The organism is Laedolimicola intestinihominis, assembly GCF_040096155.1.
GTDB classification, from domain to species: Bacteria; Bacillota; Clostridia; order Lachnospirales; family Lachnospiraceae; genus Laedolimicola; species Laedolimicola intestinihominis.
In genome coordinates this window covers 25,127-48,634 of sequence record NZ_JBBMFE010000013.1, presented here as the reverse complement: position 1 = coordinate 48,634, position 23,508 = coordinate 25,127, and the positions used below count along the sequence as shown (strand labels likewise).

Sequence of the window (23,508 nt, the reverse complement as noted above, 5' to 3'; positions counted from 1 at the left end):
CATGCGTCTGGACAAATATCTCTGTGAAGCGGGATACGGAACCCGGAGCGAAGTAAAAAAATTGCTGCGAAGCTGCATAGTTACTGTAAACGGGGAAAGGGTTACGAAGTCGGAGACAAAGATAAAGGACGGCGATGTGGTGTGCGTAGCCGGAAAAGAGGCGTGCTTTTCCAGGGTGGAGTACTGGATGCTGCATAAGCCTGCCGGATATATTTCCGCCACCGAGGATAAAAAGCTCGACACAGTACTGGAGCTTTTGCCGGAGAACGCTCGTTCGGATTTGTTCCCGGTGGGACGGCTCGACCGGGATACGGAAGGCCTGCTGCTTTTGACCAACGACGGTAAGCTGGCCCATTACCTGTTATCCCCCAAACGCCATGTGGACAAGACCTATTACGCCAGGATTCAAGGTCGGGTGAAATCGGAACATGTGCAGGCCTTTCTGGAGGGACTGGATATCGGCGATGAGAAAAAGACCCTTCCGGCGGAACTGCGGATTCTGAAATCCGGCCCGGAATCGGAGATCGAAGTGACTATTCGGGAAGGACGCTTTCATCAGGTAAAACGGATGTTCGAGGTCATCGGCTGTGAGGTTACGTATCTGAAACGGCTTTCCATGGGAAGTCTGAAGCTGGATGAGACTCTGGAGATCGGCGCGTGCAGGCCCCTTACGGAAGAAGAACTTCGAAAATTGAAGGAGGAGACAGGATGCTGGACGGAATAAAAGCAGTTCTTTTTGATCTGGACGGAACCCTGGTAGATTCCATGTGGATGTGGGGAGCCATTGACGTGGAATATCTGGGCCGTCATGGCCTGACAGTCTATCCCGGGCTTCAGCAGGCCATCGAGGGCATGAGCTTTTCGGAGACTGCAGCGTATTTTAAAGAGCAGTTCGCCCTGCCGGATAGTCTGGATGTGATTAAGGCCGAGTGGATCGCCATGTCAAAAGAAAAATACGCCCATGAAGTGCCTTTAAAACCAGGCGCGCGGGAATTTCTGGAATACCTAAAATCACACGGAATCAAAGCCGGAATCGCCACCAGCAATGGCCGGGAGCTTCTGGACGCCGTGGTGGCCGGGCAGGGGCTTGCGCCTTATTTCCAGTGCCTGATGACCTCCTGTGAGGCAGGGGCCGGAAAACCAGCGCCGGATATCTATCTCAAGGTGGCGGCGGAGCTTGGCGCGAAACCGGAAGACTGTCTGGTCTTTGAGGACACACCCGCAGGAGCCCAGGCCGGGAAAGCAGCCGGAGCAAAAGTATGTTCGATCTACGACGCGTATGCCAAAGATCGGCAGGCTGAAAACCGCCGGCTTGCAGATTACTATATTCACGATTTTTATCAGGTGCTGGACGGGACCTATGAGACGTTGGTACCAGGACAGGAGTAATACATGAAACAGCAGGGATTTTTGCCCGCAACAAAAGAAGAATTAAGGGAACGAGGCATTACGCAGCCAGACTTTGTCTATGTCATCGGCGACGCCTACGTGGATCATCCATCTTTCGGCCCGGCGATCATCGGGCGGGTGTTGGAAAGCCACGGCTACAGCGTGGCGATCCTGGCCCAGCCGGACTGGAAGGATCCAAAGAGCATTCAAGTCTATGGCGAGCCGCGCCTGGCCTTCCTGGTCTCCTCCGGAAATATGGATTCTATGGTAAATCACTATTCCGTGTCGAAAAAACGCCGGAAGACTGACGCATTCACGCCGGGCGGTGTTATGGGAAAACGCCCCGACCGGGCCGATATGGTATACAGTAACCTGATTCGCCATGTATATAAGCATGTGCCTATTATCTTAGGCGGCATTGAGGCCAGTCTCCGACGCATGGCCCATTATGATTACTGGGCGGATGGCTTTAAGCGGTCACTGCTTCTGGACAGCGGAGCGGATCTGATTTCCTATGGCATGGGCGAACGGTCCATCGTGGAGATTGCCGACGCGCTGGCTTCCGGAATTTCCATTCGGGATCTGACCTTTGTAAATGGAACTGTCTACAAGACCAGCCATAAAGAGGATATTTACGACGCGATTTTCCTGCCGGATTATGAGAGTATGAAGGCCGATAAGACTCTATATGCCAAAAGCTTCGGGATTCAGCAGAAAAATGCCGATCCGATCCGGGGAAAACGGATGGCGGAGCAGTATTCCGAACATCTGTTTATCGTGCAGAATCCGCCGGCAAAACCCTTGTCCCAGGAGGAAATGGATGAGATCTACGATTTGCCGTTCCAGCGGGCGGTGCATCCTTCCTGTCTGACGCAGGGCGAGGTTCCAGCCTTTTCGGAGATCAAATTCAGTCTGGCAAGCTGTCGGGGCTGTTTTGGAGCCTGCAGCTTTTGCGCCCTGACCTTCCACCAGGGACGGATCATCCAGGCCAGAAGCCATGAATCCCTGCTCCGGGAGGCCCGGGCTATGACAAAGGATAAGGACTTCAAGGGCTATATCCACGACGTGGGCGGTCCCACCGCAGATTTCCGGCAGCCTGCCTGCGATAAGCAGCTGAAAGCCGGAGCCTGCCCGGAACGGCAGTGTCTGTTTCCGAAACCCTGTCCGAATCTGAAGGCCGATCACAGCGATTACATCAGCCTTCTCCGGAAGCTCCGGGCCATCCCCGGCGTGAAAAAGGTGTTCATCCGTTCCGGTATCCGCTTTGATTATGTGCTGGCGGATCCAAATCAGAGTTTTTTGAAAGAACTCTGTGAATATCACGTAAGCGGCCAACTGAAAGTGGCACCGGAGCATGTGTCCGACGCAGTCTTATCGAAGATGGGCAAGCCGAACCGCAGCGTCTACGAGGAGTTCTGCCGCCGCTATAAAAAGATGAACGAAACCCTGCAGAAAAAGCAGTATCTGGTGCCGTACCTCATGTCCTCCCATCCGGGATCGACGCTGAAAGAGGCAGTGGAGCTGGCCGAGTACTGCCGGGATCTGGGCTACATGCCGGAGCAGGTGCAGGATTTCTACCCGACGCCCTCCACCATGTCCACCTGTATGTATTACACCGGTCTCGATCCTCGCACCATGGAGAAGGTCTATGTGCCGAAGAATCCCCATGAAAAGGCCATGCAGCGGGCGCTGATCCAGTACCGGGATCCCAAGAACCGGGAGCTGGTGCAGGAAGCCCTGGAGAAATGTGGCCGCCGGGATCTCATTGGTTATGGACCCAAATGCCTGCTTCGCCCGGAGGGAGGAAGACCCGGAGAGCGGAGTGGACAGAAAACCGATTTCCGGAAAAACAGTTCCGGGAACAGAGCAGGCGGACGCACGGAACGAACAGAAACAAATGTTCGAAAGAACGCTGGAGCGAAAAAGAAGACGATCCGGAATGTACACAAGAAGAAATAGGAGAAGCTATTTATGAGTCAATATCAGCTGATCGCCCTGGATATGGACGGCACCTTATTAAACAGCAAAAAAGAAATCAGCCCCGGATGCAGAGAAGCCATTAAAAAAGCACTGGCAGAAGGCAAAGAAGTTGTGCTTTCCACCGGCCGCTGCCGCCCGGAGCTGACAGAATTCCGGAAACTGATCCCGGGTCTCCGCTATGTGAACTGTACCAGCGGAGCTATGGTTTACGATTTTCGGAAGCAGCGGGTGATTTATTCCAACACCATAGATATCCCTGTGGTCAAGGAAATCTTCCGCCTCGCTCGGAAGGAAGAAGCCATGCTGCACATCCTGGATGAGAAATCCATCGAACAGACCAACCAGCTGGCCCACATCGATCGCTACGGCATGGGCGTCTACAAGGAGCTGCATGCCCGGGTTGTGGAGCCCCATGACGATCTGTATGGCTTCTACATGGCCAATCCATTTCCGGTGGAGAAAATCAATTTGTATCATCAGAGTATGGAATCCAGGACGCGGACCAAAGAGCGGATTCAGGCTCTGGCGCTTCCGGTGGAAATGGTAGATGCGGAGAGCTCGTCCCTGGAGCTGACTGCCACAGGCGTCGATAAGGGCGTGGGCCTTACGAAGCTCTGCGAGGCCCTCGGCATTCCGGTGAGCGCCAGCATCGCCGTGGGAGACGCAGACAATGATTTAAGTGTCCTACGGGCCGCAGGACTTGCCGTAGCCATGGGAAATGCGTTGGATTCGGTGAAAGCAATTTCGGATGTCACCGTGGCGGACTGTGATCACGACGGCTGCGCGGAAGCCATTTACAAATATCTGCTTGGATAAAACCGGGAGGTGGAAAGGATGGAAAAAAAGAGAGCATCCATCGCAATCGTAACAGGAGCATCCTCCGGCATGGGCCGGGAATTCGTCCGTCAGATAGCGGAAAGCTACCGCTCCATATCGGAAATCTGGGTGATCGCGAGACGGGAGCAGGCATTGCTTACACTGCAGGAGGAGCTGAAGGATAAAACGACGATTCGGACCCTGCCCATGGATCTGGCGGAAAAGGACGCCTGTGCGGAGCTTGCGGCTTTGCTTAAAAAAGAAAAGCCTGTGATCCGGATTCTGGTGAATTCCGCAGGCCTGGGACATGCCGGGAAGCTGGAAACCCAGGATGTGGATCAGATCTTAAATATGATCGATGTCAACTGCCGCGCGCTGACAGCCGTTACCATGACCTGCCTGCCCTATTTCCGGAAGGGCAGCCGAATCCTTCAGATGGATTCCGGCTCGGCCTTTCTGCCTCAGCCGGGCTTCGCGGCCTACGCGGCCAGCAAGGCTTACGTGCTGTCTTTGTCGAGAGCGCTGAAGGAAGAGCTGCGCAGCCGCCAGATCTCCGTGACCGCCGTGTGTCCGGGTCCGGTGAAAACGGATTTCTTCGCCACCGGCGGCATTAAGCTGAACCCGGTCAAGCGCCTGTTCCTGATAAAGCCCGAGCGTGTAGTACGGAAGGCCCTATTTGACGCCGAAAAGGGCAAGGCCGTATCCATCTCCGGCGGCAGTATGAAGCTGGTCCGCGCGGCGTCCGGCGTACTGCCCCAGGGCCTGATGACGCGGCTGTCAGCGATGCTGTTTTCTTTCTGAAACGGGAAAATAACATATTAAAAATGGATAGGGGAGTTTTATTATGGAAAAAAGTACAGTCGGAACCTTGACGACGCTGTGTTATCTGGAGCAGGGCGGCAAATTCCTGATGATGCACCGAATTAAGAAGAAAAATGACGTAAATCAGGACAAATGGATCGGTGTAGGAGGACATGCGGAGGCCTACGAGAGCCCCGAGGACTGCCTTCTTCGCGAGACCTTCGAGGAAACCGGCCTGACACTGACCGATTACCGCTTTCGCGGCATTGTCACCTTCGCCCTGAAGGGCGTCGAGACCCAGTATATGTGTCTTTACACTGCCACCGGCTGGGACGGCGAGCTGGACTACAATTGTCGGGAAGGCGTACTGGAATGGATCCCGAAGGATAAAATCGATGACCTGGAGCTCTGGGTGGGGGATAAAGTTTTCTTTAAGCTGCTGGCTCAGGAGGCGCCATTTTTCTCATTAAAGCTTACCTATGACGGCGATACGCTGGAGGAGTGCGTGCTGGACGGAAAAGCACTGGATTGGCTGAAATTTCTTGACAATGGGTGTGGAACGCCGTGTAAATAAGTGATACGGAGGAACGTTTATGTACAGTGACGCATTCTGTAAAGTATACAATCAGTTCGGTTGGAACTATTTTCCCGAGGCCTTCGGCGAACAGCTGCTTACCTGGCTTCACCAATATCAGATAACTGTCCACAAAAGCCTGGATCTGGCCTGCGGCACGGGCGTGCTCTGCGAGATTCTGGCGGGAGATGGTATCGAGGCCAGTGGAATGGATTTTTCGGAGGGTATGATCGAGATCGCGAAGCAGCGAAATCCGGAGATTTCCTATGAGGTGGCAGATATGATTACCTATCGGCCGGATGAAAAGTTTGATCTGGTGACCTGCACCGGCGATGCGCTGAATCATATCATGCGCCTGGAAGATATGGATCGGATATTCGCGAATGTATCTGCATATTTGGCAGAGGGCGGCTATTTCATTTTCGATATCCTGAATGAAAAAGAAGTGCCGATGGCGGAACCCATCGATCTGGATTTCAGCGAGACGGTCAAGGCCCAGTTTATGGTGACCCACGATCCGGATGGCCGCATCAACCTGAAAACCACCGTTTATGAAAATGGCGTAAAGCAGTTCGAGGAGAATATCAAAGAAATTGTCCACGACGAGAAAGCCGTCTGTGAGCTGCTTCGAAAGAACGGTTTCCGGGTGGAAAAATGTGCCAATCATTTCCTGGAAAATGAAGGAAATTTCAGTAAAACCTGGTATATCATTGCAAGAAAATAAAAAGGTTTTTTTCTTTATCCCATAATACACCACGCCGACCGCGTCCGCCAGAAACTAGAGGCCGTAGAGCAGAAACAGGATACCGTTTTCATGACAGATCCTTTCGTTAAATCAGAGTTCATTTTTGTTCACGTCTTTCTTAAGTAACTTCGTGATCTGACATTCATTATAATAAAAGATAACGGAAAATGCAACCGGACCGCGTACGGCTACGTTTTACCGGATAATGGACAGCCCGGCATTGAGCCGCGAAATTTTGTCTTTCTCACAAAAAAGAATGCTTGAAGTATGCAGGAGATCTGCGTATAATGAAATGCGGGTGAGAAGCCCCTTGACAGAAATGGTTTGACAGAAAAAGGAGAGTTTATCATGAAGAAATACTGGCTGGCTGTGCTGCTGGGCGTTTCGGTGCTGGCGGCAGGCTGTAAAGGTAGCACAGATAAAACGGATACCGCCAGGGAAGCCGAGGCGGAGAACAAAGAAACCGAAGATCAGGAAAAAGAAGCTTTAAAGACCGATGGAACGAAAGACGCTATCCTGGCAGGCGCAGGTACCCTGTCTGACGCCGCAAAGAGCGCTTACCGTTCTGTGCTGGATGACATTTATTATAATCAGCAGTTCCCCAATGGTTTAGAACTGGATTATAACGGCTCGGATCTTTCGGAAAATAAATACGGCGTCTACGATATCGACGGCGATGGCCGCGACGAGCTGCTGATCGCTTATACGACAGCGTCCGCGGACGGCCAGATGTTCCTGATCTATGATTTTGTGGAAGCGCTGGACGCGGTGCATGAGGAATTTACCGGCTTCCCGGCTGCGACGTTCTATGACAATGGTGTAGTGCGTGCGGACTGGAGCCACGATCCAAGTACCGTAGAGGGCAGTGATTTCCAGCCCTTTACGCTCTTCATTTATGACGAGGAAGTGAATACATATGAGTTTCTGGGCTCTGTCTGTCAGCAGGATAAGCCTGACGTCTATTATCAGACTCTGGCAGGCGGGGAGGAGACGGAGATTGACGAAACCGTTCTGAAAGACTGGCTGGATTTCTGCATCGGAGACGCAGGCCAGATCGAGGTCCCCATGGTAGAGCTGACAGAAGAGAACATCAAAGCATTAAAATAAACAAAGTCATCCTATAAAGGAATTACAAGGAGAACCTATTTATGCGAAATGTACCCCAGAAAGGCGACCACGGCTATACGGACGCCCATAAAAAAGCGCAGATTATTAAGACCTTTATCTTTTTCCTGCTGCCCGCCGTCATCTTTACCGTCGGCTATGTGACGTCCGGGACACGCCTGAATCTGTTCACAGTGGTGGCGGTTGTAGGCTGTCTTCCGGCCTGCAAGGAGCTGGTCAACGTGATCGTGTTCTGCAGACGCCGTTCCATCCCTCAGGATCTCTACGAGGAGCTGGATCGACACACCGGCGGTATGGAGCACGCTTATGAGCTGGTTCTGACCACCTATGAAAAGAATTATCCTGTCCATAGCCTGGTGATCCGCGGAAATGAGATCGCAGGCTACACCACACTGAAAAATACGGACTTAAAACCGGTGGAGGCGCATATCACCAAGATCCTGAAGGAGAATGGGATCTCCGGTGTCCATGTGCATGTGTTTGCGGATCTGAAGGCCTATCTGGATCGGGTGGACGCCCTGGCGAAAAAGGAACCGGAGGAGATCCCGTTTACGCCGGATGAGCGCTATCCGTCCCTGAACCGGGAGCAGCTGATCCGGGGGTTAATTCTGGCACTGTCCCTGTAAAAATGAGCAAAACGATAATGCAGCAGGCTTTCTAAATATCAATGGCCTGCTGTATTTTCACTTATAGGATGTAAAGGAGAGAAACCATGCGTCTTCTGACCGTAGGCGAAAACGAAGCCGGACAACGGCTGGACAAATTGCTGGGAAAATATATGGACAAGGCCCCGGCCAGCTTTTTTTACAAAATGCTGCGCAAAAAGAATATCACCCTGAATGGGAAAAAGGCGGAAGGAAAAGAGCGCCTGAAAGCAGGAGACGAGATCAAGCTGTTCCTGGCGGACGAGACCATAGACGGCTTTTCCAGTATGATGGGGGAAATGGGAACCGAAACCAGACAAAGTGGGAAAAAGGAGACCATGGCAGCAGGAGGAGCCAAGTCAAAGAAAAAGCTCCCATTAAGGCTCCGACCGGAAATCATCTACGAGGACAAAAATGTCATTTTCTTTAATAAACCGGCAGGTCTCCTGTCACAGAAAGCGAAGCCCTCGGATATCTCCCTGGTGGAATACCTGACGGAGCATCTCCTGGAAACCGGCGAAGCCACAGCAGAAAGCTTACGCAGCTTCCGTCCCGGCATCTGCAACCGTCTCGATCGCAACACCAGCGGTCTGGTAGCCGCAGGCAAGAGTCTCCGTGGCCTTCAGGAGCTGAATGAGCTGTTCCGTATCCGCAGCCTGCACAAATACTACCGCACCATAGCTGCAGGCTCTGTCATGGATAAACAGCACATCGAGGGCTGGCTTCAGAAAAATGAAAAGACCAATCAGGTACAGATTTTTAAGCAGGAGAGAAAGGACGCTTTGCCTATCTGTACCGAGTATATGCCGTTAAAACAGCTGACTTACAACGGAAATCCTTATACCTATCTGGAAATCAACCTGATTACAGGCCGATCCCATCAGATCCGCGCGCACCTGGCCAGCATCGGCCATCCGCTTATCGGGGATACCAAATACGGCAGTCCGAAGATAAACGCGGAATTCCGGAAAAACTTCGGTCTGAAATACCAGCTTCTCCATGCCTATCGGCTGGAGCTTCCGGAGCTCACCGGAGCTCTTTCGAATCTTTCGGGGCAGCAGTATATTGCGCCGCTTCCCAAAGAATTTATGAACGTTTTGAACCGCGGCTGATGTAAAAGCCACGGTTTTTCGTTATTCTATACAAAACCTTTTCGAAAAATTCATATAGTATTCACAAAAATTTAAGAAACACTTGCAAAGTAAAAAATCCTGTGCTAAAGTATTATCAGATTGAGAGACAATTACATCGTGGTTTCACATACGACGTGTTACTGGTTAGGCAGGCAAGATCGGGTGAAAATGAAAAGGATAGAAAAGTGCGGATAAGCTGTATCAGTATCTGCGTTTTCTGTTGGAAATTCATTTCACTGGGTCTTTTTTTGTGTGAAATTTTCTGGTGCGTACCAGGTCTTTCGATACCATATATTCTGGCCGGATATAAGAACCTTATATTTTACACATTTACAATACAAAGGAGAGAAAACCATGGATTACAACAAAATTGCCCAGGACATTCTTGACAATGTGGGCGGCAAAGCCAATGTAAAACAGGTGACACACTGTTTCACCCGTCTGCGCTTTATCCTGAAGGATGAGAGCCTTGCAAAGAAAGACGTGGTAGAGCATCTGGAGGGCGTTATCTCTGTCGTCGTTTCCGGCGGACAGTTCCAGGTGGTATGCGGCGCAAAGGTCACAAAGATTTATGACGCAACCGTAGCGATCCTCGGAGACGCCGTTGCAGGCGGTTCCGTAGACGAGCAGGTTCCGGATCAGAAGCAGCCTCTGGGCAACCTGATTCTGCAGAAGATCACCGAGATCTTCACACCGCTGGTACCGGCTATTGCGGCAGCAGGTCTGATCAAGGGTCTTCTGGCAGCATTTGCCAAGGTGCCGGGCTTCGATACAACCAACAGCACCTACATCATCATGAACACCGCTTCCAATGTTATTTTCTACTTCATGCCGATTTTCCTTGCTTACACCGCATCCAAGGCATTGAAGTGCAGCACTGTTGTAGCTATGATGCTGGGCGGCTTTATCTGCCATCCCACCATTGACGCACTGGTTCAGGACGTAGCTACCAAGTCCACCATCTTCGGACTTCCGGTTATCAAGATGGCGTTTACCGTAGGAGAGTCCTCTAAGGTATTTGCTTACACTGAGTCCGTTATCCCGATTCTTCTGGGCGTGATTGTACTGTATTTCCTGGAGAAATTCTTAAAGAAGGTCGTTCCGGAGATTCTGCAGCTCATCCTGGTACCGGGTCTGTCCCTGATTATCATGGTTCCGGTTATGCTGACTGTTGTAGGACCGGTTGGTATCTATGTTGGTTATATTATTCAGTTCCTTTACAATGCGCTGTACGGCTTCAGTCCGGTACTGGGCGGTATCATCGTCGGCGGTCTGTGGGGCGTATGCGTTATCTTCGGCGCGCACAGAGCACTGCTTCCGATTGGTCTTAATGACGTAGCCCTGACAGGAACCAACACCCTGATGTGCTTCGCTGGTTCCGCAAACTTCTCTCAGGCAGGCGCAGCACTTGGCGTTATGCTGAAGACCAAGAGCCAGGATTTAAAGCAGGTAGCAGCTTCCGCATCCCTGTCCGCATGGCTGGTAGGTATTACTGAGCCGGCTATCTACGGCTGTAACCTTCGTCTGAAGAAGCCGATGGTATGCGCGGTAATCGCCGGAGCTCTCGGCGGTGGTATCATGGGTATCGGCCACGCAGTCAACACAGGTTTCGCAAATAATGGTATTCTGACCATCATGTCCTACTATGGCGAGGGAACAAGCCTGGGACAGTTCGTAGCTTACTTACTGGGTATCGCAGTGGCATTCTTTGGCGCGGCTATCCTGACTTACATCGTAGGCTTTGAAGATGTGGACGCAGTTCCGGCAGGCGCAGCAGCACTGGAGTCTGACCTGGCTATGCCGACCGCACCGGCTCACACAGGCGAGACCGTAGAAATCGCTTCTCCGGTAGAGGGAAAGGCTTACCCGTTAAATGAGGTGCAGGACGAGGTATTTGCTTCCGAGGCACTGGGCAAAGGAATCGCAGTTCTTCCGACCAAGGGAGAGGTGGTAGCACCGGCTGACTGTACCGTATCTGTTCTGTATCCGACCCTTCACGCTATGGGCCTGAAGCTCGAAGACGGCACAGAGCTTCTGATTCACATTGGTATGGACACGGTAGCCATGAACGGCGACGGCTTCACAAAGCATGTGAACGAAGGAGACAAAATTAAAAAAGGAACCCCGATTGTATCCTTTGACATTGACAAGATCAAAGCGGCAGGCTATGATACTACCGTAAGCGTTATCATTTCCAATACGGCTGATTTCGCAGAGGTCACCGGTGTTCCGGCAGAGAAGGCTGACCTTACCAGGGTTGTTATCAAAGCTGTAAAGTAATTGTTTGAATCTGTAACAAAAACATCCGCCGGGCGGAAGTCAGTACACTTCCGCCTGGCTTTTACAACTTTTAAAGGAGAACCTTATCATGACAAATTTTCCTGAAAATTTCCTCTGGGGCGCATCTTCTTCCGCATTTCAGATCGAAGGCGGCTGGGATGAGGACGGCAAGGGCATGACCGTGGCCGATTACAATTCCTTCAAGCGTTCCGACAAGCAGGCGGACAGCAAGGTGGCCAGTGACTTCTATCATCACTGGAAAGAAGATATTGACCTGATGAAAGAGATGGGTATGAAGGCATACCGTTTCTCCCTTTCCTGGGCCCGCATCATTCCGGACGGAGACGGCGAGGTCAACCAGAAGGGCATCGACTTCTATAATAATGTGATCAACTATCTGCTCAAGCAGGGCATCCAGCCCCTCGTAACCTTATACCATTTCGATCTGCCCTACGCTCTGGTAGAGAAGTACAATGGCTGGGAGTGCAGAGACTGTGCCTTCGCTTTTGAGCGTTATGCGCGGGTCTGCTATAAGGCTTTCGGAGACCGGGTAAAATACTGGCAGATGATCAACGAGCAGAACCTGATGATCCGTGTCAACAACCGTATGAATATCTACACTGAGGACGAATGGGAAGCAGACCGCATGCGTGCCCAGATGGATTACCATATGTTCCTGGGTCATGCGCTGGCGGTCAATGCCTGCCATGAGCTGGTTGAGGGCGGAAAGGCCGCTCCGGCCGTATCCTCCACCTGCACCTATCCGCTGACCAATAAGCCGGAAGATGTATGGGCCGCGAAGATGAACGACTGGTTCAAGACAAACTACTGCCTGGAAATGCACATCAACGGCGAGTATCCGGGTTACTATATGCGTTATCTGAAGGAGCGCAATATCGTTCCGAAGATGGAAGAGGGCGACGCAGCCATTCTGAAGTCTGCGAAAATAGACTATATTGCTCTGAACTACTACCGTACCCTCTGTGCAAGCTATCTGCCCGCAGACGAGGAACATCCGGTTGGATCCAGAGTCTTCCGCGGCAATGAGGTAGACTTTGACCAGTACGGCTACTGCCGGGACGAGAAAAACGAGAATCTGAAAGCCAGCGAATACGGTGCCCAGATTGATCCCATGGGTCTTCGGATTGTACTGAATGAGTACTATCGCAGATACCATCTGCCGCTGATTATCACCGAGAACGGTCTCGGTATGGCGGACGAGCTGACCGAGGACGGACGCGTGCATGACGATTACCGGATCGACTATCTGCGCGGCCATATCCAGGCTATTTCCGACGCCATCGACGATGGTGTGGAAATGATGGGTTACTGCCCCTGGTCTGTGATGGATCTTTTAAGCTCCCATCAGGGCTTCCGGAAGCGTTACGGCTTTATCTACATCAACCGTGATGATTTCAACCTGAAGGATCTGGGAAGAATCAAGAAGGACAGCTTCTACTGGTATCAGAATGTAATTAAGACAAACGGGGAGAATCTGTAATACCATGCGTGTCATTAAGGTGTTGAACAATTCGCTGGTGCTTGCGTTGGACAACGCGGGCCAGGAGTCTATTCTCATGGGAAAGGGAATCGGCTTTCACAAGTCCATAGGATATGAGTTTCAGGAAAGCGAGATTGAAAAGGTCTTTGTTCTCAAGGACAAGGAGGTCTCCCGGAACATCATCCGTCTGGCGGCAGAGACAGACAGCGTCTTCTTTGAGCTGGCCAAGGCGGTGATTGATTATGCCATTGAACAGTTCGACATGAAGCTGATGGACCATATCTATCTGTCCCTGACGGATCATCTGTCCTTTGCGGCCAGACGGATACGGGAAGGCATTGTTCTGCAGAATTTTTACACGCTGGAAATGAAAAAATTCAATCCCCAGGAGTTTCAGGTGGGGGAATATGCGGTGAAGCTCATGCGGGAGCGTCTGGATCTGGAGATTCCGGTGGATGAGGCGGGCAATATCGCCTTTCATTTCATCAACGCCCAGTTCAACCATCCCTATAACAGTCAGAATCTTCTGATTAGCCGCACTCTGGACGCAGTGCTGGATATTGTAAAATATGCCTTTGGGATTACTTACAACGAGGACAGCACTTCGTATTCCAGGTATGTAACCCATGTGCGCCTGTTCGCCCAGCGTCTGGTGAGCCGCAATCAGCTGCCGGATGAGAAGAACAGTATTCTCTATGAGCAGATTCATTCCATCTGTCAAAAGGAATTTGCCTGTGTGGAGAAGATACAGATCTATGTATATGAGCAGTTTCGCCAGAAGCTGTCCAGCCAGGAAAAAATGTATCTGGCACTTCATATCCATCGGGTACTGGAAGAGGATTAAATATTAATACGGAAAGTCAGCTCTTTGGGAGCTGGCTTTTTGCATCCCCGGGCTTTGCTTTTCCGAAATCAGAGGTTGTTTTATCATGACTTCCGATTTATAATGATATTTGATTTTATTCGCGTAAAAATTTTCAGATAAAGAGGACCTGACTATGGCGACCTGGAATTCCAGAGGGCTCCGGGGTTCTACCCTGGAGGATTTGATCAACCGGACCAATGAAAAATACCGGGAACAGGGACTGGCGCTGATTCAGAAGGTGCCGACCCCCATTACCCCCATTAAGATTGATAAAGAGCACCGGCACATTACCCTGGCTTATTTTGACCAGAAAAGTACCGTGGACTATATTGGAGCTGTACAGGGCATTCCCGTGTGCTTCGACGCCAAGGAATGCGACACGGACACGTTTCCGCTCCAGAATATTCATGCCCATCAGGTGGAATTTATGGGCGATTTCGAGCGTCAGGACGGCGTGTCCTTCCTGATCATTCTTTTTGCAAAGCGAAATGAACTCTATTTTCTTCCATATAAAAAAATGAAGGAATTCTGGGATCGGGCCGAGGCAGGCGGACGGAAGAGCTTCCGCCATGACGAACTTGACCTGTCGTATGTGCTTGCGCCCCACGGCGGCTACCTGGTTCCCTATCTGGACGGAATTCAGAAAGTGATTGACGAATCGGGTTAAACACTTTATAATGGTAAATCAGTAAAGCGTTTAGGAGGCAAAAAGTAAGATGAAGAATCAAAATCCGCTTTTGCATACCCCGGAAGGCGTCCGGGACATCTATGGTAATGAGTTCGTACAGAAATTTGAATTGCAGCAGCTTTTATACCGGATCCTTGCGGGCCGCGGCTATCAGGGTATTGAGACGCCTACCTTCGAGTTTTTCGACGTATTTTCCAGAGAAGTCGGTACAGTTTCCTCCCGGGAGCTCTATAAATTCTTTGACAAAGAGGGCAACACCTTGGTACTCAGGCCGGATATGACGCCTTCCATCGCCCGAGCTGTGTCCAAATATTTTCACGATGAGACCCCCATCCGGCTCTGCTATATGGGCAACACCTTTATCAACTATGACAAATATCAGGGCCGCTTAAAAGAGACTACCCAGATGGGTGCAGAGCTCATGGGCGATGGCAGTGTGGCGTCTGATGTGGAGCTGCTTTCGGTGCTGATTGAAGCCCTGCAGGAAGCGGGCCTTCGGGAATTTCAGGTGAGCGTGGGGCAGGTGGAGTTCTTTAAGGCGCTGCTTCGGGAGGCCGGTATCGGCAATGCGGCAGAGGAGAGTCTGCGGAGACTCATTTCCGATAAGAACCGGTTCGGCGCGGAGGAGCTGCTGGCAAGCTATGATATTTCTGAAAAGCTGCGCGCAACCTTCCTTGAGATGGCGACGCTGACCGGAGGCGAGGAGGCTTTGCAGAAAGCCAGAAGCCTGACAGACAACGCGGAGGCACTGGAGGCACTGGAGCGGCTTCAGGAGATCTACGAAGGTCTGAAGAAAAAGGGTTATGAAAAGTACGTAACCTTTGACCTGAGCATGCTAAGCAAGTATAATTACTATACAGGCATTATTTTCCATGCCTATTCTTACGGCTACGGCGAGCCCATTGCCAAGGGCGGACGGTACGATAACCTGCTGTCCCATTTTGGCCGGGAGCTGCCCGCGGTTGGCTTTGCCATCGTGGTGGATCAGCTGCAGCGGGCTCTTCGAAATGACGCGGAGAAGAAGGTGAACGCCACCGATGACGGCAAGCGTTATCTGACCTTCGCGCTGACCAAGGGACGTCTGGCCAAGAAGACCCTGGAGCTTCTGGAAAAGGTGGGTATCACCTGCGAGGAAATGAAGGATCCGGACAGCAGGAAGCTGATCTTCGTAAATGAGGAGCTGGGTCTCAAATTCTTCCTGGCCAAGGGTCCGGACGTCCCTACTTATGTGGAGTACGGTGCGGCGGACATCGGCGTGGTCGGCAAGGACACCCTGGTGGAAGAGGGCCGGAAGATGTACGAGGTGCTGGATCTGGGCTTTGGAAAATGCCGTATGTGTGTCTGCGGACCGGAATCGGCCCGGGAGAAGCTGGCTCATCAGGAGCAGATCCGCGTGGCCACCAAGTACCCGGATATCGCAAAGGATTATTTCTATAATCAGAAGCATCAGACCGTGGAGATCATCAAGCTGAATGGCTCCATCGAGCTGGCGCCCATTGTGGGGTTGTCTGATGTGATCGTGGATATCGTGGAGACCGGCTCCACGCTCCGCGAGAACGGCCTTGGCGTGCTGGAAGAGGTAATGCCTCTATCTGCCCGCATGGTGGTCAATCAGGTGAGCATGAAGATGGAATCAGAGCGGATTACCAAGCTGATTCAAGATCTGAGGGCTGCACTGTAAATCGGAGGAAGCATGCAGCAAAAGCGTTTGGACTATCTGGATATGGCAAAGGGCATTGGAATCTTTCTGGTGATCCTGGGTCATATCGAATATATACAGGAGGATACCCTGAAATGGATTTCTTCCTTTCATATGCCGCTGTTTTTCGTGGTGGGAGGAATTCTGGCACGTCTGAAGCAGGGAGAAAAGCGTTCGGTCTTTCAGTCCATTGAAAGCCGGGTGCGGGGCGTACTGACGCCGTATCTGTCCTTTTCTCTGATGCTGCTGACCATGAATACGATTACGCATCTGCTGAACAGCGAGGCCCTGTCCGGAGCGGCGCTTGCGAGACAGTATGTGGATACCTTTACAGGTTACGGTGTGCATATTTTATGGTTTTTACCGGCCTATTTTATCGCGGGCACGCTATTCGCGGTGCTGACGGGAACCTGTAAGGAATGGCAGAGAAATTTTCTGATTGTGCTGTTGGCCGCCGGCGCTTACGGCATTTCTGCCGGGCTTGGGCTTGATCGGTATGTAACCTGGGAATGTACCTTAAGCGGATATCTGGGTTATGATATCCTAATTACGGTGTTGCGTGGAATTCTGGCTATGCCGTTTCTGGTGATGGGCTGGTACATGACGAGGCTTCCCAAGGGCTGGCCTGCGTTGCTGCTGATTCCCGGAAGTCTGCTGGCGCTGCGGGCTCCGGTGTTTGATCTGCATTACCTGTATGTACATCCGGTGCATTACCTGAACGCGTTTCTGTGCTGCGCCGGGCTCATCGCCCTGGTGAAGGCACTGCCGGTGAGCCGCGTGTTATCTTGGCTTGGCCGGAATTCTTTAGTCATTATGTGTACACACGCCACCTTTTTGGTGGTATACTATGTGTCACTGGGAATGTTTTTTGTAAAAAAATGGATACCAATGTCCCAGCCTGCGTTTAATCTGGGCGTTGCCATATTGGTCTGTGCCGCGGAGGTTCCCATTGCCTGGATTTTTAACCGCTGGTTCGGACGTCTTATTGGGAGGTCATCAAAATGAAAGTCGTTACATTGGATGAAAACAGCAAACAGAATCTGCTGGATGAATTGTTGAAGAGAAGCCCCAATCATTACGGGGAATTTTCCGAACGGGTCAACGCCATCATCGAAGATGTAAAAAAAAATAAAGACGCGGCCCTGTTTTCCTATACGGAGCGGTTCGACGGGGCGAAGCTTGACGCATCCACCATCCGCGTCACCAAAGAGGAGATCGAGGAGGCTTACCATGAGGTAGATCCGAAGCTTCTGGAGGTCATCAAAAAAGCCCTGGTCAATATCCGCAGCTACCACGAGAAGCAGCGCCGTTACAGCTGGTTCGACAGCAAGCCGGACGGCACCCTGCTTGGCCAGAAAATCGGGCCCATCGCCTCCTGTGGCGTCTATGTACCCGGCGGCAAGGCAGTCTATCCGTCCTCCGTTCTGATGAACGTGGCCCCGGCCAAGGTGGCCGGTGTGGAGCGTATTGTCATGACCACACCGCCCGGAAAGGACGGCAAGGTATCTCCTAATACCCTGGTGGCAGCCTGTGAGGCGGGCGTGGATGAGATCTACAAGGTGGGTGGAGCCCAGGCCATCGCGGCGCTGGCTTTCGGTACGGAGAGTGTGCCGAAGGTAGACAAGATCGTGGGGCCCGGCAATATCTATGTGGCTCTGGCAAAGAAGGCCGTATATGGCTACGTAAGTATTGATTCCATCGCAGGCCCCAGTGAGATTCTGGTACTGGCTGATGAGACCGCCAATCCCCGCTATGTGGCGGCCGATCTGCTTTCCCAGGCGGAGCACGACGAGATGGCGTCCGCAATCCTGGTAACCACCAGCAAGGAGCTGGCGGACAAGGTTCAGGTAGAGATCGAAGGGTTTGTGCAGAAGCTGTCCAGGAAAGCGATTTTGGAAAAGTCGCTGGAAAATTACGGATATATTCTGATTGCGGAGAATCTGGACGAGGCCATCGCGGCGGCCAATGAGATCGCCAGCGAGCATCTGGAGATCGTCACAAAGGATCCTTTCCAGGTGATGACTAAAATCCGAAACGCAGGCGCGATTTTTATCGGCGAGAATTCCAGCGAGCCCCTGGGGGACTATTTCGCGGGACCGAACCACATCCTGCCGACCAACGGTACGGCGAAGTTCTTCTCCCCGCTGAGCGTGGACGATTTTATGAAAAAATCCAGTATCGTATACTATTCAAGAGAAGCGCTGGAGGTGGTACATGAAGATATTGAAACCTTCGCGAAAGCGGAGCAGCTGACGGCACACGCGAACTCCATTGCGGTACGCTTTGAGAAAAAGGAGGACTAGACTATGGAACGAATCGCAAGTCTTTCCAGAACCACGAAAGAGACGGATATTTCCATTACCCTGAATCTGGACGGCAGCGGAAAAGCGGATATCTCCACAGGCATCGGTTTCTTTGACCATATGCTGAACGGCTTTTCCAGACACGGACTCTTTGACCTGACCTGCCAGGTGAAGGGCGATCTGGAGGTGGACTGCCACCATACCATCGAGGACACCGGCATTGTGCTGGGGCAGGTGATTCGTGAGGCCGTGGGAGATAAAAAGGGCATCGTCCGCTACGGCACCTGCATTCTGCCCATGGATGAGTCCCTGGTGCTCTGTTCCCTGGATCTGTCCGGCAGACCCTATTACGTCTCCGACGTGGAATTCCCTACGGAAAGAGTAGGGGAAATGGATACCCAAATGGTGAAGGAGTTTTTCTACGCCATTTCCTATAGCGCCGGTATGAACCTGCATTTCAAGATGCTGTCCGGCGGCAACAGCCACCATATGGTCGAGGGCATGTTCAAGGCCTTTGCCAAGGCCCTCGACATGGCGACCACGCACGATCCGAGAATTACAGACGTGTTATCTACGAAAGGAAGTCTTTGATATGAGTGAAAAAAATATCGCAGTGATCCGGCTTCTGGCCGGAAAGGTGCAGGGAGAGGGCGCAGACAAAGAAGCGGCTGTCCTTGCAAGATATTACAGTGACAATGGAGCCGACGAAATTCTGGTCTTTGACCTGTCCGACGGGGATGTGGATCACGATCTGTCCATCGGCGCGTTGAAAGAAATCTGCCGCACCGTGGAGGTTCCGGTGAAGGCCGGCGGCAGAATCAAGCGGCTGGAAGATGTGAAGAAGATTCTCTATGCGGGCTGTGAAAAAGCCATTTTAAACTATGGACGTCAGGAAAATATCGACCTGACTGAGGATACATCCAAGCGCTTCGGCAAAGAAAAGATTGCAGCCTGCGTGGACAGCTCTGATGTGGTCAGCGCCCCTGCGGCTCTGATCGAGGAGTATGTGAGCGAGCTGATTTATCTGAATGAGCTCGTACCCTTCGTTGAGAAAATCCGCCCCTTAAGCTGCAATATGGAATGGTCCGAGTTTAAGCTTGGCCCGGACGGCCTGGTTCCGGTGGTGGTACAGGATTACCGTACCGATGAGGTACTGATGGTAGCCTATATGAACGAGGAGGCCTTCCATCAGACGACCCGGACCGGCAAGATGACCTACTGGAGCAGAAGCCGCCAGGAGCTTTGGGTCAAGGGTCTGACCAGCGGTCATTACCAGTATGTAAAGGACCTTAAAGTAGACTGCGACTGCGACACCATTCTGGCAAAGGTATCCCAGACCGGAGCAGCCTGCCATACGGGCAATAAGTCCTGCTTCTTCCACGAGATCGCGAAAACCGATTACAAGAATACCAATCCACTGAAGGTTTTCGAGGATGTATACAAGGTGATTGCAGACCGCAAGATACACCCCAAGGAAGGTTCTTATACCAATTATCTCTTCGACAAGGGTATCGACAAGATCCTGAAGAAGGTGGGAGAGGAAGCTACGGAACTGGTTATCGCGGCAAAGAATCCGGATCCGGAGGAGATCAAGTATGAGATGTCGGATCTGCTGTATCACGCTATGGTTCTGATGGTGGAGCGGGGTGTGACCTGGGAAGATATTACGTCGGAGCTGGCCAACCGGTAAAATAAAAACCATGGCAGTTCTGATTTCAGAATGCATTTCATAATGTATAGTAATTCCCACGAAATAAAAGGCGGTATCTTTATGAAAAAAACAGAAAGACAGGGCGGACAGTACCGGCAGCTTCTTTTGGCGCAGCGGGGGCAGGCCCCGGCTCAGGAGGAACCGGTCGGACGAATCTGGATAAGGATTCGCTTTTATGTCTGTCTCTGTCTTTTTGCGGCGTATATGCTTCTGGATTACAGCCATGCAAATATCGCTTCCTGGAACAGTGAACGGATCTGTCAGGAGGTGGAGCGGGATTACTCCGAACAGCTTGGCTTTGATTTGAATCAGGTTCTGAGCCAGGCTGCGTCGGCCATAGAATGAATACAGGATCTTTAACTAATGAGTAAGACTTTTAAATTCGCATTCGTGAAAACCATCCCGGTTATGCTGGGATACCTTTTCCTGGGACTGGCCTTCGGCCTGCTTCTGCAGGAAGCCGGTTACAGCTTCTGGTGGGCTCTTCTGATCAGCACTGTCGTCTACGCCGGTTCCATCCAGTTCGTACTGGTAGGTTTCTCTCCCTGACCGATGAAACCTATTCCCTTTTATGTTCCTTAAAGGTGCCGGAAGAAATAGATGAAAAGAAAGTCATGTTCCTGATTTCTCTGCTGGATCAGATTTACTGGATCGTCGGCTCTGTGGCAGGCGCGGCGCTGGGACAGGTGCTGCCCTTCGATATGACAGGCATTGATTTTGCCATGACGGCACTCTTTGTGACCATCTTTGTGGATCAGTGGAGAGAAGCGAAGAGCCATCTGCCCGCAGTCATCGGTCTTATCAGCTCGGTGATCTGTCTTCAGATCTTCGGCGGCAGCAATTTTATCCTGCCGTCTCTCATCATTACAGTGACAATTCTGATGGCATTGCAAAAAAGACTGGAAGGAAGGGTGGAAAATACATGACAGCGACGCGCGCATTTGTTATAATTCTGGTGACAGCTGTCTGCACGCTGATTACCAGGCTCGTTCCCTTTATGCTGTTCGGCAGGAAAAAGGAGATGCCGAAAGCAGTCAATTATCTTGGCGCGATTCTGCCCCCGGCGATTATGGCAACTCTGGTGGTCTATTGTCTGAAGGGCGCGGATCTCTTTTCCCCCACCCATGGCATTCCGGAACTTTCGGCCACGATTCTGACAGCGCTTTTACATGCCTGGAAACGGAACGTCCTCCTTAGCATCGCGGCGGGAACCTTCTGCTACATGCTTCTGGTGCAGGTAGTTTTCTGAAATAATATTTTTGAAGTAGGAAAGACATGAATTTAAACAAATTAAAACAGAACAAAAAGAAACTTTTTGCAGCAGCGGCAGTCTTGTGGCTGCTTGCTTGCATGTTTGTCACGCCGGTATTTACGACGGTGACACTGACCTTTGAAAATGACCCTCATGGCGAGGTGGTAACAACCGTTTTTTCCGGACCGGGTGAAAATGTCAGCGGCCGGGATGAGCACCATCGGGTGGTGGTGAATGGGGTTGCCCGGATCTTCTTTGGCGATCTCCAGTACGGCAGCCACTGCTCCCTGAAACGTATCGACCCGCTGGACCAGCATTATTCCACAGGCGAGCCGCTGACCATCACAAGACTTACTGTGTCGAAGAACGGTATTCAGACGGTGGATCTGACCGGTGACAAGCTGGGGACTTATTTTACGGTTAATTCAGATCTGGAGCTGTTGGGAGAGGACGGTTTCACCTTTCTGGTAACCGGAGAGGATTCCCAGATGCTTCCGACAGAAGCCTTTCAGACACTGTGTGCGCAGACGCCCTTTGCCGTGCGGCTTCTGGGAGCGCTTGGCAGCGGCATTCTTCTGGTACTGGCTATTCTTTTGGTACGCTGGTTCACACGAACAATCGCGGGACAAAGTCTCTTTTCCAAACTGATTTTCTGTGTGTTGTTCGGCGGACTTTTCGCGGCCACCTTGATGACCATTTTTACCGGCTTCTGGAATCCGTTCTATCTGAATCCGGACGAATATCATACCCTGTCGGCAGTCAATTATTATTTCTCGCACTTTATGCCGCCGGATATGCGGGATCCGGCCATCATCGATTCTTATGCCATCTACGGAACCACTAGGCACAGCGAATGGACGCTCTTTTATTTCCTGACTGCGAAAATCGGACAGTTTTTTGCAGACCCCATTATCCGGGTGCGTTTCTTTACGACGGTGACCTTCTGTATCATGGCTGGCATTGCGCTGAAGAACGTAAAGAAGAACTGGGCGCTCTCTGCCATGCTGCTTCTGACGCCCCAGGTGTGGTATCTGTTTTCCTACTGCACTTCGGATTCCCTGGATTTTTTCATGAGTTTTCTGTGCATGTATGAAGTTATGAAAAAGGACAGCATGCTGAATCGGGTGCTGGACGAGCCGTTTTGCAAAAAGCAGCTGCTTTATATGGCGCTTCTGGGTCTGCTGTTTGTGCAACCCTTATGGGGCAAACCCACGTTCTATGTGGTGCTGATTTTCATTTTCCTGGTGCTGCTGATTCGACTGTTCTACACGCCGAAGGAGAAGCGCATGACGCTGCTCTGGAAGTATTTGGGCATTGTGGGTTTTACGCTTGGTATTTTCACGATCCGATATATGATTACGGATTTCCCGTACTACGGTCTCTTTGGCAAATATCAGGTCTATATGGATATGATGGAGCAGACGGCCCTGCCCGAATACAAGCTCTCCACGCCGGCTCTGGAACGGGCTTATTCTATGAGCTTTATGGAAAAGGGCATTACATTGGAACAGCTTCTGACCGGCTTTGATTTCAATAAGAACCTGTTCCGCACCTTCGCGGGCTTCTTTGGATCTTACGCGTTCGGCGCCCGGGACTGGTATTATACGGTTATGGCCATTCTCTATCTGGCGATCATCGGATATCTGCTGGCGCAGGCTTACCGGAAAAAAGACTCCCGGACCTGGTGGGAGATTGGCGCGGCGGCCTTGTCTATGTTCATCCAGTACGCGCTGATTGTATACAATGCCTGGGTGGTGGACTTCCAGCCCCAGGGACGTTACCTGCTGCCGATTGTGTTCTATGCGGCCTACCTGATTCATCGGACGGACTGCGAAGGGAAGAGTAAGGTGCTGCGGATATTACTGTGTCTGACCTGTCTCTTGTCCCTGTACAGCTTCTATACCGTGGGCATTCCGAATCTGGTGTCGGTGCACGGAATACAGGCGTAACTGAAAGTCCGAAATAAAATGCGGCACCAGGAATATATTTATATGCCTTGACA

Annotated in this window: 22 protein-coding genes and 2 pseudogenes; all 24 read left to right on the top strand. The window is 51.5% G+C overall.

The genetic code is table 11. The features are described from left to right. The first annotated feature begins 1 nt into the window (after nucleotide 1). Nucleotides 2–724 carry a pseudouridine synthase gene (locus WMO29_RS12850; RefSeq protein WP_349165071.1) on the top strand — a complete coding sequence of 241 codons (723 nt, stop codon included), beginning with the start codon at nucleotides 2–4 and terminating at the stop codon, nucleotides 722–724. After that, nucleotides 709–1,389 (top strand): HAD-IA family hydrolase, encoded by a 681-nt coding sequence (locus tag WMO29_RS12845; RefSeq protein WP_178039165.1) that lies wholly within the window; start codon nucleotides 709–711, stop codon nucleotides 1,387–1,389. The genes WMO29_RS12850 and WMO29_RS12845 overlap by 16 nt, the downstream gene beginning before the upstream one ends. A gap of 3 nt (nucleotides 1,390–1,392) precedes the next feature. Then, nucleotides 1,393–3,348, top strand: coding sequence for a YgiQ family radical SAM protein (locus WMO29_RS12840; RefSeq protein WP_349165070.1), 1,956 nt, complete (start codon nucleotides 1,393–1,395; stop codon nucleotides 3,346–3,348). Between the two features lie 12 nt (nucleotides 3,349–3,360). Beyond that, a complete protein-coding gene (locus tag WMO29_RS12835) occupies nucleotides 3,361–4,185 on the top strand; it encodes a Cof-type HAD-IIB family hydrolase (protein WP_349165069.1) in 825 nt (274 codons plus the stop codon). Between the two features lie 18 nt (nucleotides 4,186–4,203). Then, entirely contained in the window at nucleotides 4,204–4,986 is a 783-nt protein-coding gene (locus tag WMO29_RS12830) for an SDR family NAD(P)-dependent oxidoreductase (RefSeq protein WP_178039168.1), read from the top strand. 43 nt (nucleotides 4,987–5,029) lie between these two features. Continuing rightward, a complete protein-coding gene (locus WMO29_RS12825; RefSeq protein ID WP_178039169.1) occupies nucleotides 5,030–5,560 on the top strand; it encodes an NUDIX domain-containing protein in 531 nt (176 codons plus the stop codon). Nucleotides 5,561–5,579: 19 nt separating this feature from the next. Then, nucleotides 5,580–6,284, top strand: coding sequence for a class I SAM-dependent DNA methyltransferase (locus tag WMO29_RS12820; protein WP_349165068.1), 705 nt, complete (start codon nucleotides 5,580–5,582; stop codon nucleotides 6,282–6,284). 369 nt (nucleotides 6,285–6,653) lie between these two features. Beyond that, entirely contained in the window at nucleotides 6,654–7,412 is a 759-nt protein-coding gene (locus WMO29_RS12815) for a hypothetical protein (protein WP_349165067.1), read from the top strand. A 41-nt stretch (nucleotides 7,413–7,453) separates the two neighbouring features. Beyond that, the gene (locus WMO29_RS12810; protein ID WP_349165066.1) at nucleotides 7,454–8,056 is read left to right on the top strand and encodes a hypothetical protein; all 603 of its coding nucleotides are present in this window, start codon (nucleotides 7,454–7,456) and stop codon (nucleotides 8,054–8,056) included. Between the two features lie 86 nt (nucleotides 8,057–8,142). Next, nucleotides 8,143–9,186 carry an RluA family pseudouridine synthase gene (locus WMO29_RS12805; RefSeq protein ID WP_349165065.1) on the top strand — a complete coding sequence of 348 codons (1,044 nt, stop codon included), beginning with the start codon at nucleotides 8,143–8,145 and terminating at the stop codon, nucleotides 9,184–9,186. 375 nt (nucleotides 9,187–9,561) lie between these two features. After that, nucleotides 9,562–11,487: a beta-glucoside-specific PTS transporter subunit IIABC gene (locus WMO29_RS12800; RefSeq protein ID WP_349165064.1), complete on the top strand. Its 1,926-nt coding sequence runs from the start codon at nucleotides 9,562–9,564 to the stop codon at nucleotides 11,485–11,487. A gap of 88 nt (nucleotides 11,488–11,575) precedes the next feature. Further along, nucleotides 11,576–12,988 carry a glycoside hydrolase family 1 protein gene (locus WMO29_RS12795; RefSeq protein ID WP_349165063.1) on the top strand — a complete coding sequence of 471 codons (1,413 nt, stop codon included), beginning with the start codon at nucleotides 11,576–11,578 and terminating at the stop codon, nucleotides 12,986–12,988. Between the two features lie 4 nt (nucleotides 12,989–12,992). After that, the gene (locus WMO29_RS12790; RefSeq protein WP_349165062.1) at nucleotides 12,993–13,832 is read left to right on the top strand and encodes a PRD domain-containing protein; all 840 of its coding nucleotides are present in this window, start codon (nucleotides 12,993–12,995) and stop codon (nucleotides 13,830–13,832) included. 154 nt (nucleotides 13,833–13,986) lie between these two features. Next, on the top strand, nucleotides 13,987–14,520 hold the full coding sequence (locus WMO29_RS12785; RefSeq protein ID WP_349165061.1) for a Holliday junction resolvase RecU: 534 nt from the start codon (nucleotides 13,987–13,989) through the stop codon (nucleotides 14,518–14,520). Between the two features lie 49 nt (nucleotides 14,521–14,569). Beyond that, nucleotides 14,570–15,535, top strand: a pseudogene (gene hisZ / locus WMO29_RS12780) (ATP phosphoribosyltransferase regulatory subunit); the annotation flags it as partial. Between the two features lie 30 nt (nucleotides 15,536–15,565). Continuing rightward, nucleotides 15,566–16,222 (top strand): ATP phosphoribosyltransferase, encoded by a 657-nt coding sequence (gene hisG / locus WMO29_RS12775; RefSeq protein WP_178038138.1) that lies wholly within the window; start codon nucleotides 15,566–15,568, stop codon nucleotides 16,220–16,222. A 12-nt stretch (nucleotides 16,223–16,234) separates the two neighbouring features. Further along, nucleotides 16,235–17,245, top strand: coding sequence for an acyltransferase family protein (locus WMO29_RS12770; RefSeq protein WP_349165060.1), 1,011 nt, complete (start codon nucleotides 16,235–16,237; stop codon nucleotides 17,243–17,245). Next, a complete protein-coding gene (hisD, locus tag WMO29_RS12765) occupies nucleotides 17,242–18,543 on the top strand; it encodes a histidinol dehydrogenase (protein ID WP_349165059.1) in 1,302 nt (433 codons plus the stop codon). Before WMO29_RS12770 ends, hisD begins: the two co-directional genes overlap by 4 nt. 3 nt (nucleotides 18,544–18,546) lie before the next feature. After that, a complete protein-coding gene (hisB, locus tag WMO29_RS12760) occupies nucleotides 18,547–19,134 on the top strand; it encodes an imidazoleglycerol-phosphate dehydratase HisB (protein WP_349165058.1) in 588 nt (195 codons plus the stop codon). A 1-nt stretch (nucleotide 19,135) separates the two neighbouring features. After that, a complete protein-coding gene (gene hisIE, locus WMO29_RS12755) occupies nucleotides 19,136–20,233 on the top strand; it encodes a bifunctional phosphoribosyl-AMP cyclohydrolase/phosphoribosyl-ATP diphosphatase HisIE (RefSeq protein WP_349165057.1) in 1,098 nt (365 codons plus the stop codon). An 81-nt stretch (nucleotides 20,234–20,314) separates the two neighbouring features. After that, nucleotides 20,315–20,599 (top strand): hypothetical protein, encoded by a 285-nt coding sequence (locus WMO29_RS12750; protein ID WP_178038121.1) that lies wholly within the window; start codon nucleotides 20,315–20,317, stop codon nucleotides 20,597–20,599. A gap of 18 nt (nucleotides 20,600–20,617) precedes the next feature. Then, nucleotides 20,618–21,180, top strand: a pseudogene (locus WMO29_RS12745) (AzlC family ABC transporter permease). Then, complete coding sequence (locus WMO29_RS12740) at nucleotides 21,177–21,503, top strand: branched-chain amino acid transporter permease (RefSeq protein WP_349165056.1); 327 nt, start codon at nucleotides 21,177–21,179, stop codon at nucleotides 21,501–21,503. Before WMO29_RS12745 ends, WMO29_RS12740 begins: the two are co-directional and overlap by 4 nt. A gap of 26 nt (nucleotides 21,504–21,529) precedes the next feature. Further along, nucleotides 21,530–23,455: a glycosyltransferase family protein gene (locus tag WMO29_RS12735; protein ID WP_349165055.1), complete on the top strand. Its 1,926-nt coding sequence runs from the start codon at nucleotides 21,530–21,532 to the stop codon at nucleotides 23,453–23,455. Nucleotides 23,456–23,508: the final 53 nt, after the last annotated feature.

Bases quoted from the DNA above. Each gene is read 5' to 3' on its own strand.
- WMO29_RS12850 (WP_349165071.1), top strand. From the start codon at position 2: ATGCGTCTGGACAAATATCTCTGTGAAGCGGGATACGGAACCCGGAGC.
- WMO29_RS12845 (WP_178039165.1), top strand. From the start codon at position 709: ATGCTGGACGGAATAAAAGCAGTTCTTTTTGATCTGGACGGAACCCTG.
- WMO29_RS12840 (WP_349165070.1), top strand. From the start codon at position 1,393: ATGAAACAGCAGGGATTTTTGCCCGCAACAAAAGAAGAATTAAGGGAA.
- WMO29_RS12835 (WP_349165069.1), top strand. From the start codon at position 3,361: ATGAGTCAATATCAGCTGATCGCCCTGGATATGGACGGCACCTTATTA.
- WMO29_RS12830 (WP_178039168.1), top strand. From the start codon at position 4,204: ATGGAAAAAAAGAGAGCATCCATCGCAATCGTAACAGGAGCATCCTCC.
- WMO29_RS12825 (WP_178039169.1), top strand. From the start codon at position 5,030: ATGGAAAAAAGTACAGTCGGAACCTTGACGACGCTGTGTTATCTGGAG.
- WMO29_RS12820 (WP_349165068.1), top strand. From the start codon at position 5,580: ATGTACAGTGACGCATTCTGTAAAGTATACAATCAGTTCGGTTGGAAC.
- WMO29_RS12815 (WP_349165067.1), top strand. From the start codon at position 6,654: ATGAAGAAATACTGGCTGGCTGTGCTGCTGGGCGTTTCGGTGCTGGCG.
- WMO29_RS12810 (WP_349165066.1), top strand. From the start codon at position 7,454: ATGCGAAATGTACCCCAGAAAGGCGACCACGGCTATACGGACGCCCAT.
- WMO29_RS12805 (WP_349165065.1), top strand. From the start codon at position 8,143: ATGCGTCTTCTGACCGTAGGCGAAAACGAAGCCGGACAACGGCTGGAC.
- WMO29_RS12800 (WP_349165064.1), top strand. From the start codon at position 9,562: ATGGATTACAACAAAATTGCCCAGGACATTCTTGACAATGTGGGCGGC.
- WMO29_RS12795 (WP_349165063.1), top strand. From the start codon at position 11,576: ATGACAAATTTTCCTGAAAATTTCCTCTGGGGCGCATCTTCTTCCGCA.
- WMO29_RS12790 (WP_349165062.1), top strand. From the start codon at position 12,993: ATGCGTGTCATTAAGGTGTTGAACAATTCGCTGGTGCTTGCGTTGGAC.
- WMO29_RS12785 (WP_349165061.1), top strand. From the start codon at position 13,987: ATGGCGACCTGGAATTCCAGAGGGCTCCGGGGTTCTACCCTGGAGGAT.
- WMO29_RS12770 (WP_349165060.1), top strand. From the start codon at position 16,235: ATGCAGCAAAAGCGTTTGGACTATCTGGATATGGCAAAGGGCATTGGA.
- hisD (WP_349165059.1), top strand. From the start codon at position 17,242: ATGAAAGTCGTTACATTGGATGAAAACAGCAAACAGAATCTGCTGGAT.
- hisB (WP_349165058.1), top strand. From the start codon at position 18,547: ATGGAACGAATCGCAAGTCTTTCCAGAACCACGAAAGAGACGGATATT.
- hisIE (WP_349165057.1), top strand. From the start codon at position 19,136: ATGAGTGAAAAAAATATCGCAGTGATCCGGCTTCTGGCCGGAAAGGTG.
- WMO29_RS12750 (WP_178038121.1), top strand. From the start codon at position 20,315: ATGAAAAAAACAGAAAGACAGGGCGGACAGTACCGGCAGCTTCTTTTG.
- WMO29_RS12740 (WP_349165056.1), top strand. From the start codon at position 21,177: ATGACAGCGACGCGCGCATTTGTTATAATTCTGGTGACAGCTGTCTGC.
- WMO29_RS12735 (WP_349165055.1), top strand. From the start codon at position 21,530: ATGAATTTAAACAAATTAAAACAGAACAAAAAGAAACTTTTTGCAGCA.